This window comes from Massilia sp. SYSU DXS3249, from assembly GCF_053668055.1.
Genome location: NZ_JBSIPX010000027.1, coordinates 25,300 through 41,558, shown reverse-complemented (window position 1 = coordinate 41,558; position 16,259 = coordinate 25,300). Strand labels below are relative to the sequence as shown.

13 protein-coding genes are annotated in these 16,259 nt (G+C 67.2%); 5 read left to right on the top strand and 8 right to left on the bottom strand.

Going from position 1 to position 16,259, the window contains the following annotated elements:
• Positions 1-373 precede the first annotated feature (373 nt).
• From ACWCIA_RS22105 to ACWCIA_RS22085, 5 genes are all read left to right on the top strand, one after another.
• Entirely contained in the window at positions 374-1,333 is a 960-nt protein-coding gene (locus tag ACWCIA_RS22105; protein ID WP_454166637.1) for a CobD/CbiB family protein, read from the top strand.
• 108 nt (positions 1,334-1,441) lie between these two features.
• On the top strand, positions 1,442-1,789 hold the full coding sequence (locus ACWCIA_RS22100) for a DUF3579 domain-containing protein (RefSeq protein ID WP_454166636.1): 348 nt from the start codon (positions 1,442-1,444) through the stop codon (positions 1,787-1,789).
• Between the two features lie 157 nt (positions 1,790-1,946).
• The gene (locus ACWCIA_RS22095) at positions 1,947-2,396 is read left to right on the top strand and encodes a CBS domain-containing protein (RefSeq protein WP_454166635.1); all 450 of its coding nucleotides are present in this window, start codon (positions 1,947-1,949) and stop codon (positions 2,394-2,396) included.
• Between the two features lie 173 nt (positions 2,397-2,569).
• Complete coding sequence (locus ACWCIA_RS22090) at positions 2,570-5,329, top strand: M16 family metallopeptidase (protein WP_454166634.1); 2,760 nt, start codon at positions 2,570-2,572, stop codon at positions 5,327-5,329.
• A 133-nt stretch (positions 5,330-5,462) separates the two neighbouring features.
• Entirely contained in the window at positions 5,463-6,275 is an 813-nt protein-coding gene (locus ACWCIA_RS22085; RefSeq protein WP_454166633.1) for an SDR family oxidoreductase, read from the top strand.
• Between the two features lie 5 nt (positions 6,276-6,280).
• Here ACWCIA_RS22085 and ACWCIA_RS22080 read toward each other — a convergent pair whose 3' ends face one another.
• The 8 genes from ACWCIA_RS22080 to ACWCIA_RS22045 all read right to left on the bottom strand — a co-directional run bounded on the left by ACWCIA_RS22080 (position 6,281) and on the right by ACWCIA_RS22045 (position 15,978).
• Positions 6,281-6,892, bottom strand: coding sequence for a PEP-CTERM sorting domain-containing protein (locus tag ACWCIA_RS22080; protein ID WP_454166632.1), 612 nt, complete (start codon positions 6,890-6,892; stop codon positions 6,281-6,283).
• Positions 6,893-7,061: 169 nt separating this feature from the next.
• Complete coding sequence (locus ACWCIA_RS22075) at positions 7,062-8,132, bottom strand: flavodoxin family protein (RefSeq protein WP_454166631.1); 1,071 nt, start codon at positions 8,130-8,132, stop codon at positions 7,062-7,064.
• Positions 8,133-8,271: 139 nt separating this feature from the next.
• Positions 8,272-9,600 carry a hypothetical protein gene (locus tag ACWCIA_RS22070; protein WP_454166630.1) on the bottom strand — a complete coding sequence of 443 codons (1,329 nt, stop codon included), beginning with the start codon at positions 9,598-9,600 and terminating at the stop codon, positions 8,272-8,274.
• A 234-nt stretch (positions 9,601-9,834) separates the two neighbouring features.
• The gene (locus tag ACWCIA_RS22065) at positions 9,835-11,412 is read right to left on the bottom strand and encodes a glycoside hydrolase family 3 protein (protein WP_454166629.1); all 1,578 of its coding nucleotides are present in this window, start codon (positions 11,410-11,412) and stop codon (positions 9,835-9,837) included.
• A gap of 17 nt (positions 11,413-11,429) precedes the next feature.
• Positions 11,430-12,440 (bottom strand): SIS domain-containing protein, encoded by a 1,011-nt coding sequence (locus ACWCIA_RS22060; RefSeq protein WP_454166638.1) that lies wholly within the window; start codon positions 12,438-12,440, stop codon positions 11,430-11,432.
• Positions 12,441-12,472: 32 nt separating this feature from the next.
• Positions 12,473-13,558, bottom strand: a complete 1,086-nt coding sequence (gene nagA, locus ACWCIA_RS22055) for an N-acetylglucosamine-6-phosphate deacetylase (protein WP_454166628.1) — start codon at positions 13,556-13,558, stop codon at positions 12,473-12,475.
• Positions 13,555-14,433, bottom strand: a complete 879-nt coding sequence (locus ACWCIA_RS22050; protein WP_454166627.1) for a BadF/BadG/BcrA/BcrD ATPase family protein — start codon at positions 14,431-14,433, stop codon at positions 13,555-13,557. The genes nagA and ACWCIA_RS22050 overlap by 4 nt, the downstream gene beginning before the upstream one ends.
• 162 nt (positions 14,434-14,595) lie before the next feature.
• Positions 14,596-15,978 (bottom strand): GIN domain-containing protein, encoded by a 1,383-nt coding sequence (locus ACWCIA_RS22045; protein ID WP_454166626.1) that lies wholly within the window; start codon positions 15,976-15,978, stop codon positions 14,596-14,598.
• Between the last annotated feature and the right edge of the window lie 281 nt (positions 15,979-16,259).

Genomic DNA, 16,259 nt, shown 5'->3' with positions numbered 1-16,259 from the left:
ACATGCAGGGTCCAGGCCCTTGGATACCGTCCAGTGTTTTCAGTAGTGTGGGGTGAGGCGAAGGCTTTATCTACGCAGCAAGGTCAGTGCCTTCAGGGTGGAGTCAAGCTCGTCTTCGCCTCGATTGGTGGTAGCTAACCACCAACACGATCAAGATACAAGGGTGGAGTCCCGACTCCACGCGTTTGGAACCGCTGCACACAGGTACTGTCTGATTCAACCCAATGCGTTTCATGACCTGGCATCGAGCCCTTGCCTCCGGGTTCAGTTGGCCGCAATAAACAATTGCTTACTAGTCCACATTTGATTATGGCGTGCACCTGCGCTATCGTAGCGGGCAGCGTTGTATTGCCATAACAAAAGAAGGACTTGCATGACATTTTTTTCCATCCTGTGCGCCCTGCTCATCGAGCAGTTGAAACCCCTGCGCGCAGACAACCAGGTCTATGGCGGCATCAAGGGCCTGGCGATGCGCATCGAGGGCTGGTTCAACGCGGGTGAGCCGAAGAATGGCCGCATGGGCTGGTTCCTGATGATGGCGGTGCTGGTGCTGCCGGTCGCGCTCGTCTATTGGGTGCTGCAATATTTCGGCCTCGTGTTCCTGGCCTTCGCATGGAACGTGGCCATCGTCTACCTGACGCTCGGTTTCCGCCACTACAGCCATTACTTCACGTCGATCCAGCTGGCCCTGAACAACGGCGACGAAGCCACGGCGCGCGCGCTGCTGGCCGAGTGGGCGCGGATCGACACCGTCGGCATGGACACCACCGAGATTGCCCGCATCGCCGTCGAGAAGTCGCTCATCACGACGCACCGCAGCGTGTTCGGCGTGTTCTTCTGGTTCCTGATGCCGGCCGGCCCCGCCTGCGCCGTGCTTTACCGTGTTTCCGAATACCTGGCCCGCGCCTGGAACGAGCCCGAGCACATGCGTAACGAAGCCTTCGGCCAGTTCGCCGCCAAGGCCTTCTACTGGATCGACTGGATCCCGGTGCGCCTGACCGCCATCGCCTTTGCCGTGGTCGGCAATTTCGAGGACGCCATCTATGCCTGGCGCAATTTCGCCAACCGCTGGGCCGACGAATCGCGCGGCATCATCCTCGCCGCCGGCGGCGGGGCGATGGGCGTGCGCCTCGGCACCCCGAACGAGAACGCCCCCCAGCTGCTGCCCGTCGACGCCGCCCTGGTTGACCTGAGCGATTCGGAAAACGAGGTCCTCCCCGGCGAAGAACCCAGCCTGCGCGCGTTGCAAAGCACGGTAGGACTTGTTTGGCGCGCCCTGATACTATGGATGATTCTGCTCCTGCTGCTCTCAAGTATGGTCTGGTTGGGTTGAGGAAAACCTTCTGGGCCTGGTTGCCACGGAGCGTACCGAGGTCCACCCCAAGTCTTCTATAAGATATAATACTGGTTGTTCTCCTCCACGCATTCAGCAAGCAGGGTTATGGCCGAGTTACCGCATACCGGGAAGGAAAGCGCCAATGGCGAGTTCTTCATCCTGGGCCTCACTTCCAAGGGCAAGCAGTTCCGTCCCAGCGACTGGGCCGAGCGCCTGTGCGGCGTCATGTCCTGCTTCCGCCCCGAAGGCAGCGGCGGCCGCCATGCCCACCTCCAGTTTTCTCCTTACGTCCACCCGACCGTCGTGAACGGCGTCAAGGCCGTCGTCGTCAACAACGCGCTGCAAAAAGCCGAACCGCTGGCGTATCACTTTGTCGTCAATTTCGCCAAGGATAACGACCTGCAGGTGGTCGACGCCTGCTTCGTCGAGCTGCCGGGCGACAAGAAGGCCTGACTGCTTACGCAGTTGCTGGGCACGTTTGACGCAGATCAAACATGCCGACATTTCCTGCACTAATTTCATTCTGTCAGGGTGCATACAGGCGACCCGACAACACGATTTCCGCCGCCGCTCCCTGCAACCTGTCCATTCATTGCCAGGGGAGGCCACCATGAACATCAGCGACATCTGTACCGCCGACACGATCAGTTGCACGCGCGACGAAACCGTCCAGGCCGCCGCGCTCCTGATGCGCAAGCACCATGTCGGCGACCTGGTCGTCGTCGACCGCGTCGAAGATGACGATATTCCGGTCGGCATCGTCACCGACCGCGACATCGTCGTTTCCGTCATCGCCCTCGGGCTCGATCCGGCCAGCCTGCTGGTCGGCGACATCATGACCGACGACCTGCTCACCTGCCGCGAAGAGGACGACGTCTACCAGACCATCGAGCACATGCGCCTGCGCGGGATACGCCGGGTGCCGGTGGTCAACCACCGCGGCGCGCTGGCCGGGATCGTCAGCGCCGACGACCTGCTCGAATTCCTCGCGGAGGAAATGGGCGACCTCTCGCGCATCAGCGGCAGCCAGCAGGCACACGAGAAACGGGCGCGGCACTAGGCCCTGGCCGGTCACCGCCGCCGCGGCTTTCCCGATCGTCCCGATCGCATCCTGGTCCGCACCGCATTAGTGCGTGGCGGCATCTCCAAAAGCGACCATCTGTTACCATCGCCGTTCGCGCGCCGCAGGGGCGGCGTGCGCGCGTCCACATGGCGCACAACTGACGGGACGACATGATTTTCACGAGTTTCAAGCGCGGGCTGCCTGCGCACCTGATCGCGGGCGCCTTCGCCTTCCTGGCAGCGGGCCCGGCACTGGCCGCGGCGCTGCCGAAGGGCGTCACGCTGGGCGCCTCGGTCGAGGGCATCACCGAATACCGCTTGGCCAACGGACTGAAGGTGCTGCTGTTTCCCGACAACTCGCGCCCGACCGTCACCGTAAACGTCACCTACCTGGTCGGCTCGCGCCACGAGAACTACGGCGAAACCGGCATGGCCCACCTGCTCGAGCACCTGCTGTTCAAGGGCTCGAAGAAGAATCCGGACATCACCCGCCAGTTCGCCGACCGCGGCATGGATTTCAACGGCACCACCTCGCTCGACCGCACCAATTACTACGAGGTGTTCCAGGCCACGCCCGCCAACCTCGACTGGGCGCTGCAGATGGAAGCGGACCGGATGACCGGCTCCTTCATCGCCCAGAAGGACCTCGATTCGGAAATGACGGTCGTGCGCAACGAGTTCGAAAGCGGCGAGAATTCGCCGACCGGAGTGCTGGTCAAGCGCATGCAGAGCGTCGCCTACGACTGGCACAGCTATGGCCGCTCGACCATCGGCAACCGCAGCGACATCGAGAACGTCAAGATCGCCAACCTGCGCGCCTTCTACCGCACTTACTACCAGCCCGACAATGCCGTGCTGCTGGTGGCCGGCAAGTTCAATCTCGACACGACGCTGGCGAAGATCAACCGCCTGTTCGGCGCGATCCCGAAACCGGCGCGCAAGCTGCCCGAGTTCTGGACGGTCGAGCCGACCCAGGACGGCGAGCGCAGTTTCGCCGTGCGGCGCCAGGGCGATGTCCAGATCGTCATGCTCGGCTACAAGGTGCCGTCGAGCGTGCACGACGACAGCGACGTGATGGCCTTCGCATCGAGCATCCTGGGCGACGTGCCGACCGGCCGCCTGCACAAGAGCCTGGTCGAGACCGGCGAGGCGAGCCAGGTGTTCACCTTCGGCGAAACCGGCTACGCGCCCGGCCTGCAGTACGTCGGCGCGATCGTCAAGAAGGGCGAGCCGATCGAGCCGGTGCGCCAGGCGCTGACCGAAGCGGTCGAAGGTTTTGCGAGCAAGCCGCCCACGCCGGACGAGATGGCGCGCGTGCGCCGCATGTACGAGAACGAGATGGAGCGCAGCCTGAACGACCCCCAGCGCGTCGGCGTCGCCCTGTCGGAAACCATCGCGCTGGGCGACTGGCGCCTGTTCTTCACCGGGCGCGAGCGCATCAAGACGATCACGGCGGCGGAGGTGGCGGCCGCCTCGAAGCGCTACTTCACGCGCGACAACCGCGTCACCGGCATCTTCGTGCCGGAAGAGTCGCCGCAACGCGCCGTGATCCCGCCGGCGCCGAGCGTGGAGAGCATCCTCAAGAATTTCAAGCCGAACGCCTCGACCCTGGTGGCGGAAGACTTCGAGCCGACCCAGGAAAACATCCTGAAGCGCACCCGCGTCACGAAAGCGGGCGGCGTCAAGCTGGCCCTGCTGCCGAAGAAGAACCGCGGCGAGGCGGTGACGGTGAACCTGCGCCAGCACATGGGCGACGAGCAGAATCTGTTCGGCAAGGGCGCCGTTCCCGAGCTGACGTCCGCCATGCTGGTGCGCGGCACCAGCCGCTACACGCGCGAACAGCTGGCCGACGAATTCGACCGCCTCAAGATCGCCGGCGGCCTGACCCATTTCCAGACCACGCGCGAGCACCTGCCCGCGGCGCTGCGCCTGGTGGCCCACGTGCTGAAGGAGCCGGCCTTCCCGCAAGCCGAATTCGAGCAGCTGCGGCGCCAGTCGCTGGTCGGCCTGGAGGCGAGCCGCGCCGAGCCGCAGGCGGTGGCCTCGCGCGCGCTGTCCAGCCATTTCAACCTGTATCCGAAGGGCGACGTGCGCCACGCGAACAGCTTCGACGAAGACATGGCCGAACTGCAGGCGGCCAGCCTGGACGACCTGCGCGCCTTCCACCGCACGTACTACGGCACGGTGCCGGCCGAGATGGCGATCGTCGGCGACTTCGACGCCACGGCAATCGCGCCGCTGGTCGAGGAACTGTTCGGCAACTGGCGCGCGCAGGCGAACGTGGCGCCGATACTGCGCCGCCACGCCGAGATCGCGCCGACGAAGCAGACGCTCGACACGCCGGACAAGGAAAACGGCATCTACCTGGCGCGCCTGAACCTCGATCTGAACATCGACGACCCCGATTACCCGGCGCTGATGCTGGCCAATTACATCTTCGGCGAAGGCGGCCTGCGCTCGCGCCTGATGGACCGCATCCGCCAGAAGGACGGCCTGTCCTACGGCGGCGGCTCGCAGCTCGACGCCGGCGACCTGGACCGGGCAGGGGGCTTCGGCATCAGCGCCATCGCCGCGCCCCAGAACCTGCAACGCCTGGACGCCGCCGTGCGCGAGGAACTGGCGCGTGCGGTCAAGGACGGGTTCACCACCGCCGAGCTGGCGGGCGCGAAATCGGGCCTGATGCAGCAGCGCCAGCAGACCCGCACCGAGGATGGCGCGCTGGCCGCCGGCTGGACCGCCTACCTGTACCGCGACCGCACCTATGCCTGGTCGCGCCAGTTCGAGGACAAGCTGATGGCCGTCACGCTGCCGCAGCTGAACGCCGCCTTCCGCAAGGCCATCGACCCGGCCAAGCTGTCGGTCGTCGTGGCGGGCGACCAGGAGAAGGCGAAAGGGGCGCCGGTCAAGGTCGCCGGCGGCGCGAAGCCCTGAGTTGGACCGACAGCGGCGGTGGGCAGGCACGCAACACCTGCCCGCCGCGGGGCCGCGCACATTTGATGATTGTGCGCCGTCCCGCTATCATGTTGCCTTTGAGCATCACGCGGCAACGCAGGAGCAGCAGTACATGAAGGGAAGTATCAAGCAGAGGCCGGACGCCACCCCGGACGCCACCCCGGCCGCTAACGCTTTCAACGGCAAGGTCGTCCTCGTCACCGGCGCCGCCGGCGGCATCGGCCGCGCCGTGGCGCTGGCCTTCGGGCGCGCCGGGGCTTCGGTGGTGATCGCCGATGTGTCGGTCGACGGCGGCCACGCCACGGCGGCGACGATCGTCCAGCAGGGCGGCAAGGCGCTGTTCGTGCAGGCGAACGTGACGCGCGCGCAGGAAGTCGAAACCCTGGTCGACAAGACCGTGCACCACTACGGGCGGCTCGACTGCGCCGTCAACTGCGCCGGCGTGCAAGAGGAGGGCCTGCGCCTGGCCGACATCGACGAAGAGCACTTCGACCGCATCATGGACGTGAACGTGAAGGGCGTCTGGCTGTCGATGAAGTACCAGATCCGCCAGATGGTGAAGGGCGGCGGCGGCGCGATCGTCAACCTGTCGTCCGCCTTTGGCCTGGTCGGCGCGCCTGGCCAGTCGGCCTACGCGGCCAGCAAGCATGCGCTGGCCGGCCTGACCAAAAGCGCGGCGCTCGATTACGCAAAGGACGGCATCCGCGTCAATGCCGTCTGTCCCGGCGCGGTGCGCACGCCGATGCTGGCGCGCGCCGTCGGGCGCGAACCGGGCGCCGACAAGAAGCTGCGCGCAGCCCACCCGATGGGACGTTTCGCCGAGCCCGGCGAAGTCGCCGATGCCGTGCTGTGGCTGTGCTCGGGTAGTTCTTCCTTCGTCACCGGGCACGAGCTGGCGGTGGATGGCGGGTTCACCGCCATCTGACTCGATCAGGCCGGGCGCCGGCGGCGCATGCCGGCCGCGCCCAGGATGCCGATGGCGAGCAGGGCCAGGCTGCCCGGCTCGGGCATCGGGGTCGGGACGATATGTTCCAGGCCGCCGTTCTCGCCGGCTTCCAGTGACGCCAGCAGCCCCGCATCGATCTCTCCCAGCGTCACGTTGCCACCGACAATGCGGCGCCAGGAAGGCTCCGCGCCCCACTCGGCGGCGTAGGAGTAGGGCGTCGTGCGCTCTGAACCGGCCACGTGCACGCCGCCGTTCGCGCCCATGCGGAAGGACAGCTCCAGTGTTGCGTAGTAGGCATCCGACAGATCACTGAACAAGGTAAAGCTGGTAGGTCCGGCGTGATAGAAGTTGCGGTGGGCGCTGAGGATGTTGGCGAACAGGCCTGAGGGGGAGTACCAGGTTGCAGGTGCCGCTTCGCTGCCATTGGCAAACAGCTCGTAATACGCGATGGCCTTGTCATTCGTATCCTGGACGAAGAATCCATCGAGCGAGGTGCCGTCGCTGAACCGTGCATCGACGTCATATTGGATGAAACCGGCCGATGCACTATTGCAGGCCAGGGCAGTGACGATGACTGCCAATACTTTCTTGAACATATGCTCCCTTTATAGAAATGGACGCCCGAAGGCGCGCATAAGGAAGCAATAGTTGTGCCGGATTTAAAACTTCCGGTAAATCATGCACTTGGAAATCTTTTCAATTTTGCAATCACGAAGCTGTAATATTTCTCGACATTAACTCGAGAACTGCCCGTAGCCGGAAGCCTTATTTCGGCCTCGGCGTGCGCAGACGCGATGCCGGCGGCACTACACGTCCCGCGCGCAGGTCCTGCACCGTCAGCGCCACGGCGCGCGCCACGTTGCGCACTTCTTCCTGGAAGGCGGTATCGCGGTCGAGCGCCGCGTGGCTGTCGGCATAGGACTCGTAGTAGCCGACGAAGCGGTCGAGCTGGCCGAAGCTGCCGGAGTCCACCAGTCCCATCCAGTTCAGCCAGTCCGACAGCGAGCGCCGCGTGCCTTCGATGCCGGCGACGTCGCCGTGCACCACCAGCCCGAAGGCGCGCCCAGCCAGGTGCTTAGGGTAGTCCCAGCCGGCCAGCTCGATCTCCTTGGCCTTTGCCGCGTCCTTGCCCTGCGTCGACGTCGGGTCGGGATTGCCGCCGTCGGCGCATACCAGGCGGTCGATCATCAGCTTCAGGGTCGACGGCGCCTGGTACCAGTACACGGGCGTGAGGATCAGGATGCCGTGCGCGGCGACCCAGCGCTCGTAGATCTCGTTCATCCAGTCGCCGGTCTGGCGCTCGGCGTGGTTGGGGTAGCAGCTGCACGGCCAGTGGCACAAGGGCATCGCGGTCGACGCGCAGGCCTTGCAGGGGTGGATGTGGCGGTCGTAGTCGGAAGTGAGGCGCGACAGGTCGAGCAGGTCGACCTCGATTCCCTCGGCAAGTAGGGCCTGGCGCGCCATGTTCGACAGGCGCCAGGTCTTCGAGATCTCGCCGGGACAGGTGCCGTCGTTGCGCGCCGAGGCGTTGACGAGCAGGACGCGGCTCGGCGTCGCGGCATCCTTTTGCCGGGCTTCGGCCGCCAGCAGGCGGTCGCGCGCCTGCTTCCATTCGATCGACAGGTCGTAGTCCGGATCGGCGAAACCCGGCCCGGCTTTCACGGTGCGCGGCGCCTTGCGCTTGTCGCGGTAGGCCTGCCAGGCGATTTCCTCGATGCGCTCGAGTTCCCCGGCCACGGCCTCGAAGGCGGGGTCGAAAAAGCCTTCCATGAACTTGTTGCGGAACGCCTCGCGTTCCAGCCTGGCGGGCGCCTGGCCCTTGCGTACGATTGTCATGCGCCCTCCATCGGAATGGAGACGATTATCGGCAAAGCCTGCTTATGCGAATGTACGCTTGCGTACGCAAGATGCATAAAAAAAAGCGGGCGGCGCCAGTGGCGCTACCCGCTTCTTTGGTACTGCGACGCGGCAGGACTTACTGGCCTGCGGCAGGAGCGGCAGCGGCGGCAGGAGCGGCACCTGCGGCGCCGGTCGGCTGGCGCAGCGACATGGCCCAGACGCGTGCGACGTCGGACAGGCCGCCGCCGGCTTTCACGCTCTCGAAGGTCTTGATCGCTTCGTCCTTGCGGCCGGCCTTGGCCTGGGCCGCGGCGAGGCGGATCTTGGCTTCGTCAGGCTGCTTCAGGCCGCCCTTGGCGATACCCTGCTGGATGAAGCCGATGCCCTTGTCGTGCTGGCCCATCGTGGAGTACGCCCAACCCAGGTTGACCAGGCCGGCGCCGTTCTTCGACTTGGCGGCCGAGGCTTCGCCGGCGGCGATGTTCTTCGCGTCGTCGGCGGCACCCTTGTTGGCGCGGCTGCGCAGGGCATCGTGGGCCTTGGCGTTGCCGCCCTTGCCCAGCACGCCGGCGGCGTAGCCTGCGTCGAGCACGTTCTTCGCTTCGGTCGGGAAGCCGTCGCGCAGCGCGCTTTCGGCCAGGTCGACGTAGTCTTCCTCGCGCATCGTCTTGGTGACGGCGTGCTGCAGGCGCAGCACCGGCATGTAGTTGTCCTGGCTGAAGCCCGGCTTCTTGATCACGCTGACGCGAATCAGTTCGTTCCACATGTCGTCGCTCGGGTAGTACGCGATCATCTTCTGGACGGCGGTCTCGTACGCGGCGTTGTCCTTGCTCTCGTTGGCGGCGCTGCGCAGGAGCTTCAGTTCTTCCTCGGTCGGTGCCTTGCCGGCCTTTTCAGCGTCGGCGATGGTCTGCAGCAGCTGGGTCTTGGCGTTCGCGTAGTCCTTGTTCAGGTAGTAGGCGCGCAGCAGCAGCGGACGTGCGGTCGTCATGTCGCCGCCCATCGATTCGTAGCGCTTGAGCTGTTCCACCGTGCCGCCGTAGTTCTTCAGCTTGTATTGCGTGTCGGCCAGGGCCAGCACCAGCTTCGATTGCGAGTCCTTCGGCTCGAAGCCCGACTGCAGCACCTGGTCGGCGAGCGACACGAACGAGGCGTCGTTGCCGGTGACCGAAGCGTGCACCATCTTCATGCGGGTGGTGACGTAGGCTTCATACGGCGTCTTGTTCGGCAGCGCTTCGGCCTGGTTGATGCGGTTCTGCAGCTCGGTGAAATTCTTGGCGGTGATCAGGGGCTGCACTTGCGCCGGGTCGAACAGCTTGGCCATCTCTGGGCGAACGGTGTTCGGCTTGGCGGCTTCAGGCGCTTCGGTGCGCTGCGCGTGGGCGCTCGTCATCAGGGCGGGCGCAGTGTTCAGGCCGACGGCAGCCAGCAGCAGGCAAAGGCGAGCGAGGCGGAAATGGGACATGAATGATCCTTCTAAAAGATAAGCGGTTCAGGATAAGTGGTGCGAATCCGCGGCATGATGGCAGTTTTGCCAATCTTGTGCAAACGCGCATTGTCCCATAAATGCCCGGGACCCTGCGGCGCAATTGTGCCGCAGGTGCAGGCGGGCAGGGCGGGCCGTTACATTGCGTTACCGCGAAACCGGCCGCCGCTCATGCATTATTGAACGCCGGACACATCAGGCGTTGCAGGTCTTCTAAAACCCAGGTACCGGACAGCGCCCCTCGGCCTCGATCTCGCCCGCCAGCCAGGCGTTGACCGCGGCCAGCGCCGGTGCGGCGAAGCCGTAGGTCATCAGGGCCGGAGCCGCGATGTCGAGCGCCTGGTAGGGGTTCCACAGGGCCAGGTGCAGGTCGGGGCGCCAGGTGTCGCGCGCGTGGGGGCCGTAGCGGCGGCGCGAGGTCGAGGCGAGGATGGTGAAGCGGCCGTCCTGCGGCAGCGTGCTCCAGTCGAAGCTGTCGGCATCGGCGAAGGTCACCAGTTCCACCTCGTAGAGCTGGGCCAGCGAGGCGGCGATGCCCGCCGCCGGCACGCCGGCCTCGGAGACGCCGTCGCTGACCACGTCCTGGCGCGCCACCAGGCGCACGCGCCCGCCCACCTGCGGCCGGGTGACGGGTCCGCGCGCGCTCAGGGCGCGCCGCCATGCGCGCGCCATCAGCGCGCGGTCCTCGAGGTCGGTGGTGTAGATCGGGGCTTCGTCGGCACCCGGGGCCTCGCCGGTCGCGACGGCCGGGCTGCCGGCCGCGATGGCGGCGGCGGGGCGCGCGGCCGGTCCGGCGGGGTAGGCCTGCGCCAGCTTCGCCAGGCGGGCCAGGCGCGCTTCGACTTCCGGCATCGGCAGCTCGCCCGAGGCAATCGCCGCCGCGATCGCCTCGATGGTTTCCAGCTGGGTCTCGCGCGGGCCGATCGCCATGACCATGTCGGCGCCGGCCACCAGCGCGCGCACGGCGGCCTGGCCGACGCCGTAGCGATGCGCGATCGCGTGCATGTCCATGCCGTCGGTGATGATCACGCCCTGGTAGTTCCAGCCTTCGCGCAGGATGCCCGTCAGGATGGGGCGCGACATCGTGGCCGGGTACTCAGGGTCGAGGGCCGGGTAGACGATGTGCGCGGTCATCATCGCGGGAGCGGCCTTGTCCCCTTGGGCCGCCATGCGGAAGGGCGCGAATTCGAAGCGCTCCAGTTCATCGAGCGGCTTGTCGACAGTGGGCAGTGCGCGGTGGGAGTCGACGTGGGTGTCGCCGTGGCCGGGGAAGTGCTTGACGCAGCAGGCCACGCCCTCGGACTGGCTGCCTTCCATCCACGCCAAGGCCATGCGCGTCGCGGTGTCCGGGTCGGCCCCGAACGACCGCTCGGCGATCACCGGGTTGTCCGGGTTGTTGTTCAGGTCGAGGACCGGCGCGAAGTTCCAGTTGAAGCCGAGCGAACGCACGGCACGCGCCACGGCCGCGCCGACCTCGCGCGCAAGCAGCGGGTCGCCCGCCGCGCCGAGCGCCATCGCCGACGGCGGCGCCGGGACCCAGGTCGAGCGCACGACGGCGCCGCCTTCCTGGTCGAGGGCGATCAGCGCGCCCGGCCCCATCACCTTGCGCAGGGCGCCGGTGAGGCGGGTCAGCTGGCTTGCGTCCGTCATGTTCTGGCGGAACAGGCAGGCGCCGCGCACGCGGTTCTGCGCCAGGAAGGTCGCGGTGTCTTCGTCCAGTTCGGTGCCGAAGAGGCGCACCATGATCAGCTGGCCGGCGAGTTGTCTCAGGTCGTCATTCAGTTCGTTCATGTCGCGCCTTGCAGTGTTTAATTGGTCCTGGTTACCTTGCTCAGGTGGCGCGGACGGTCCGGGTCGAGCCCGCGCGCCTTCGACAGTTTGGCGGCCATCACGTAGAAGGCCTGGATCGCGACGATCGGATCGAGGTCCGGCGTCGCGGCCACCGGCAGCGTCAGGTCGCGTTCGGCCACGTCCTCGGGCGCCGCCAGCAGCACGCGTGCGCCGCGCCCGCGCATCTCGATCGCCAGGGCCACCAGGCTGGCCTGGGCCGGGCCTCGGGTGGCGAAGATCAGCAGCGGGTAGCCGTCCTCGATCAGCGCCATCGGGCCGTGCTTGATCTCGGCGCCGGAGAAGGCTTCGGCCTGCAGGGCCGAGGTCTCCTTGAACTTCAGGGCCGCTTCCAGCGCGACGGGGAAGCTGATGCCGCGCCCGACAACCATGATGTTGCGCGCCGGGGCCAGCACCTCGATCGCCGCCGACCAGTCTACCTGCGCCGCCGCCCGCAGGTCGTCCGGCAGGGCGGCGAGACCCGCCTTCAGTTCGGCGTCGTCCTGCCATTCGGCGACCAGGCGCGCGCCGGCCACCAGGCTGGTGATGAAGCTCTTGGTCGCGGCCACGCTCTGCTCTTTGCCGGCATGCAGGGGCATCGCCCAGGCGGCCGTTTGCGCCAGGGGCGACTCCGCATCGTTGACCAGGGCCACGGTGGTGGCGCCGCCGTCGCGGAAGTAGCGGATCGGCTCGACCACGTCCGGGCTCTGGCCCGATTGCGAGATCGAGATCGCCAGCGTGTCGCGCGTGACCAGCGGCGACTTGTACAGCGTGATGAGCGACATCGGCAGCGAGGTGACGAGGCGCCCCATGCGCGACATGATCAGGTAGGCGACATAGCTCGACGCGTGGTCCGAGCTGCCGCGCGCGACGGTGACGGCGCTGTGGAAGTTGGCCGACCTCAGCGTGCGCCCGAGCTCCGCATAGCGTTCCACGTCCTGGCTCAGCTGGCGGGCGACGCAGTCGCCGGCGGACATGGCTTCCTGCAGCATCAGCGAAGTAGTCGATTCGGTTTCAGACGCACTCACAGCACTTCTCCTTCTATGTACACAGCTTTGATATTCAGTGCGCGGTCGAGCACCACGATGTCGGCATGGCAGCCGGGGGCAAGCCGCCCGCGCCGGGTTTCGCCGAGGTAGTCGGCGGCATTCGTCGAGACGCGGCGCGAGGCTTCCGCCAGGCTCAGGCCGATCTTGACCAGGTTGCGCAGCGCGCCATCCATGGTGAGCGTGGAGCCGGCCAGGGTCCCGTCGGCCAGGCGCACGCCGCCCATGCACTTGTGGACGACCTGGCGCCCCAGCATGTATTCGCCGTCGGGCATGCCGGCGGCCGCCGTCGAATCGGTCACGCAGAACAGCTGCGGGATCGAGCGCAGCGCCACCTTGATCGCGCCCGGATGCACGTGCAGCAGGTCGGGGATGATCTCGGCGTACTGCGCATGGGCCAGCGCCGCGCCGACCATGCCCGGCTCGCGGTGGTGCAGGCCCGGCATCGCGTTGAACAGGTGGGTGAAGCCCGCCGCGCCGTGCTCCAGGGCGGCGACGCCGTCCTCGTAGGAGCCGCTGGTGTGGCCGACCTGGACCCGGATGCCGGCGTCGGCCAGCAGCCGCACCAGTTCCAGGTGGCCGTGGATCTCGGGCGCGACTGTGATCACGCGCATCGGCGCCAGGCGCTGGTAGGCCTTCACTTCGGCCAGCGTCGCTTCCTTCGCGAAGGGCGGCTGGGCGCCTAGCTTGGCCGAGTTGATGTACGGACCTTCCAGGTGCACGCCGAGGATGCGCGCCTCGTTCTTGCCGCGCGTCTCGACGGCCGCGCCGATGGCAGCCAGCGCGCGCTCGATGTCCTCGGGCGGCGCCGTCATGGTGGTGGCGAGCAGGCTGGTGGTGCCATGCTTCGCGTGCAGGGCGGCGATGACGTGCGGCGCGTCGCCGCCTTCCATCATGTCGCGGCCCGCGCCGCCGTGCACGTGCACGTCGATGAAGCCGGGCAGGATGTAATCGTCGTCGTTGGCGTCCGGGTCGACCGGCGTGCCGTTGATGGCTTCAATCAGCGCCTGGTGGTGCAGTTCGCCATGAACCCAGCCGCCGGGGGTGAGGATGTTGCCTTTCATCGGGCGGCTCCTTGCAGGTGTCGTTCGATCATGAGGAGGGCGCCGCGCGCCGAATCGCCCTGGGGCGCCAGGCAGCGCGCCCGCGTGGCCGGCGGCAGCCAGTCCATCAGCACTTCGCCCAGGCCGCCGCACAGGGCGAGCGGCAGCGTATGGCTGCGGTCGAGGGCGTCGGCGATGCTGGCCGCTTCCTGGCCGGCGTGTTCGAGGATGGCGCGCGCGACCGGATCGCTCGCCGCATGCAGCACCACGAAGCGCGCCAGGCCCGCGTAGGCGGTCTGGTTGGCGCGTCCGAGCCAGATCTGCACGGCGTCGCGGTTGCCGCCGCATTCGGCGATGACTTCGCGCGCAAAGGCGCCGCCTTCGACACGTCCGTCCAATACCTGTTCGATGTGGTTCAGCGCGCGCAACCCCATCCAGGCGCCGCTGGCCTCGTCGCCGGCCGGGAAGCCCCAGCCGCCGACTTCCACCTTGGTGCCGTCCGCCAGCATCGCTTCGCCGACGCTGCCGGTGCCGATCGCGACGATCGCCCCCGGCTGGCCGCCGTGCGCGCCCATCAGCGTCGTGAAGCCGTCGGTGTCGAGCACCAGCGCCGCGAAGCCGGGATCGGCGGCGACGAATTGCGCCGCCCAGTCCTTGTTGTGGACCCCGGCCAGGCCCAGGCCGATCGCCATCGAGGCCAGGGGAGGGGAGCCGATGTCGGCCACCGCGCAGGCTTCGCCGATGGCGCCGAGGATGGTGGTCCAGGCATTGGCGATGCCGTGGGAGAGGCCGGAGGGGCCGGCGCTGGCTTGCGCCAGTTCTTCGCCGCTGGGACGCGCCAAGCGCACACGGGTGCCGGTGCCGCCGCCGTCGACGCCGATGAGGTATTCGATCATGGGTGAAATAGGTGCCGGAGGGAGGTCAGGGCACTATAGGGAGGCGGGTTGAGCTTGTCAACAGGTATCTAACTGGTATTGTAAATCAGATGAAGTGGTATTGCTGAGCGTATAAAAAAGCACGCGAGCGGAGCCGCGTGCTTGTTGTGGGAGCCTGCTGCCTCAGTCGACCTGGCGCCGGCCGCCGCGCTCGACCAGCACCAGCTCGTCGCGGCGTCCACCGTCGCCATCGCGCAGCATGTTCACCGCCGCCGTGCCCGGGCCGCGCACGTTGATGTCGGTCTGGCGCACGGTCAGGCGGCGCGCCTGCAGGGTGCCGGAGCCGCTCAGCTCGGCGTTGATGCGGTCGGCGCGGCCTTCCAGGCGCACGTTGCCGGGACCGCTCATCTTGAGCATGACGCGCTTGCCCTCGACCGCGGCCGACAGGTCGCCCGAGCCGTGCAGCGTGGCGTCGAGCGTGTCCGATACGGTTGCCAGGGCCACGTTGCCGGGGCCGCCGCTGGCGATCATCGCGTTCTTGACGGACAGGCGCTCGGCCTCGAGTTCGCCCGAGCCTTTGATGTCCGCGCGCAGTTCGTCGGCGCTGCCGGACAGCCTGGTGCTGCCCGGGCCGCTCATGCGCAGGATGGCGCGGCCGGCTTGCAGTCCGCGGGCTTCCAGGTCGCCCGAGCCGTGCACTTCGGCTTCGAACTGGCGGATGGTGCCGGCGACGCAGACATTGCCCGGTCCGCGCTGCACGCTGCCGAGCTTTTCGACGTTCAGGCCGCAGCCGTCGAAGTCGCCCGAGCCGGTGACTTCCACCCGCAGCTCGCGGGCGCTGCCGCGCAGGCTGGCATTGCCCGGGCCGCTGACCTGGGCCACCGCGCGGCCCACGCGCAGCTCGTCGACCTCGAAGTCGCCCGAGCCGGAGACGCGCGCCGCCAGCTCGTTGCCGACCGCGCCCAGGTGCACGTCGCCGGGACCGGACATCGCCAGCTCGACGTTCGCCGCCTTGACGCCGCGCAGTTCGAGGTCGCCGCTGCCGCTGCTGGTCACGCGCAGGTCGCGCACGGTGCCGCGGGCGCGGACGTCGCCCGGACCTTGCGAGGCGAACACGAAGCGTTCGCCGCCGATCGATTCGAGTTCGACGTCGCCGCTGCCGCTGGTGCTGAGGCTTTTCAGGCCGGCCGCGCCGATGCGCACGACGACTTCCTCGCGCCGGTCGCGCTTGCCGAAGCTGAAGTGAATACCGGAACGCGAGCGCTGGCGCACGATCAGCGTGCCGCCGCGCACTTCGCTCTCGATCTCGGCCAGTTGCTTCGGCTCGCCCGACAGTTCGAGATGCGGCGCGCCTTCGCTGACGATGACGCGGAAGGGACCGGCCAGTTCGATGGCGTTGAAGGCGCCGACCTTGCGCTGGTCGACGACGACGGCCTGGCGCGCTTCCTTGCGCTCGTCACGACGCGCTTTTTCCTGCGCTTCCTGGGCGGTCACGCCCTGCATGCCGGCGACGCCCACGCAGAGCAGGAGTGCGCCGATGGCGGTGTGCTTGATTCGGGTATTCACGGGTGTCCTCGTTGTTGTTGTGTATTCGGGAACCGTTACGATAAGGCAAAGCGCCGCAGCCTGGGCAGCGCAACCGATGGACGTGCAAAATCGCGGTATCAACCGTCAAAGAAAGGCGGTGAACGGAATTCCCGAGATGTAGGGGGAGTCCCCGACTCCACGCGTTCACCTGCGTGGCCCCAAAGCAACACTTCCTCCCAAGCGCCCGCGCACAAGACAGCCTCCTGCGGCCCCAACGCGCTACCGGCCCGTGCCGCAAGTGTCATAATGCGGCAGTCAAG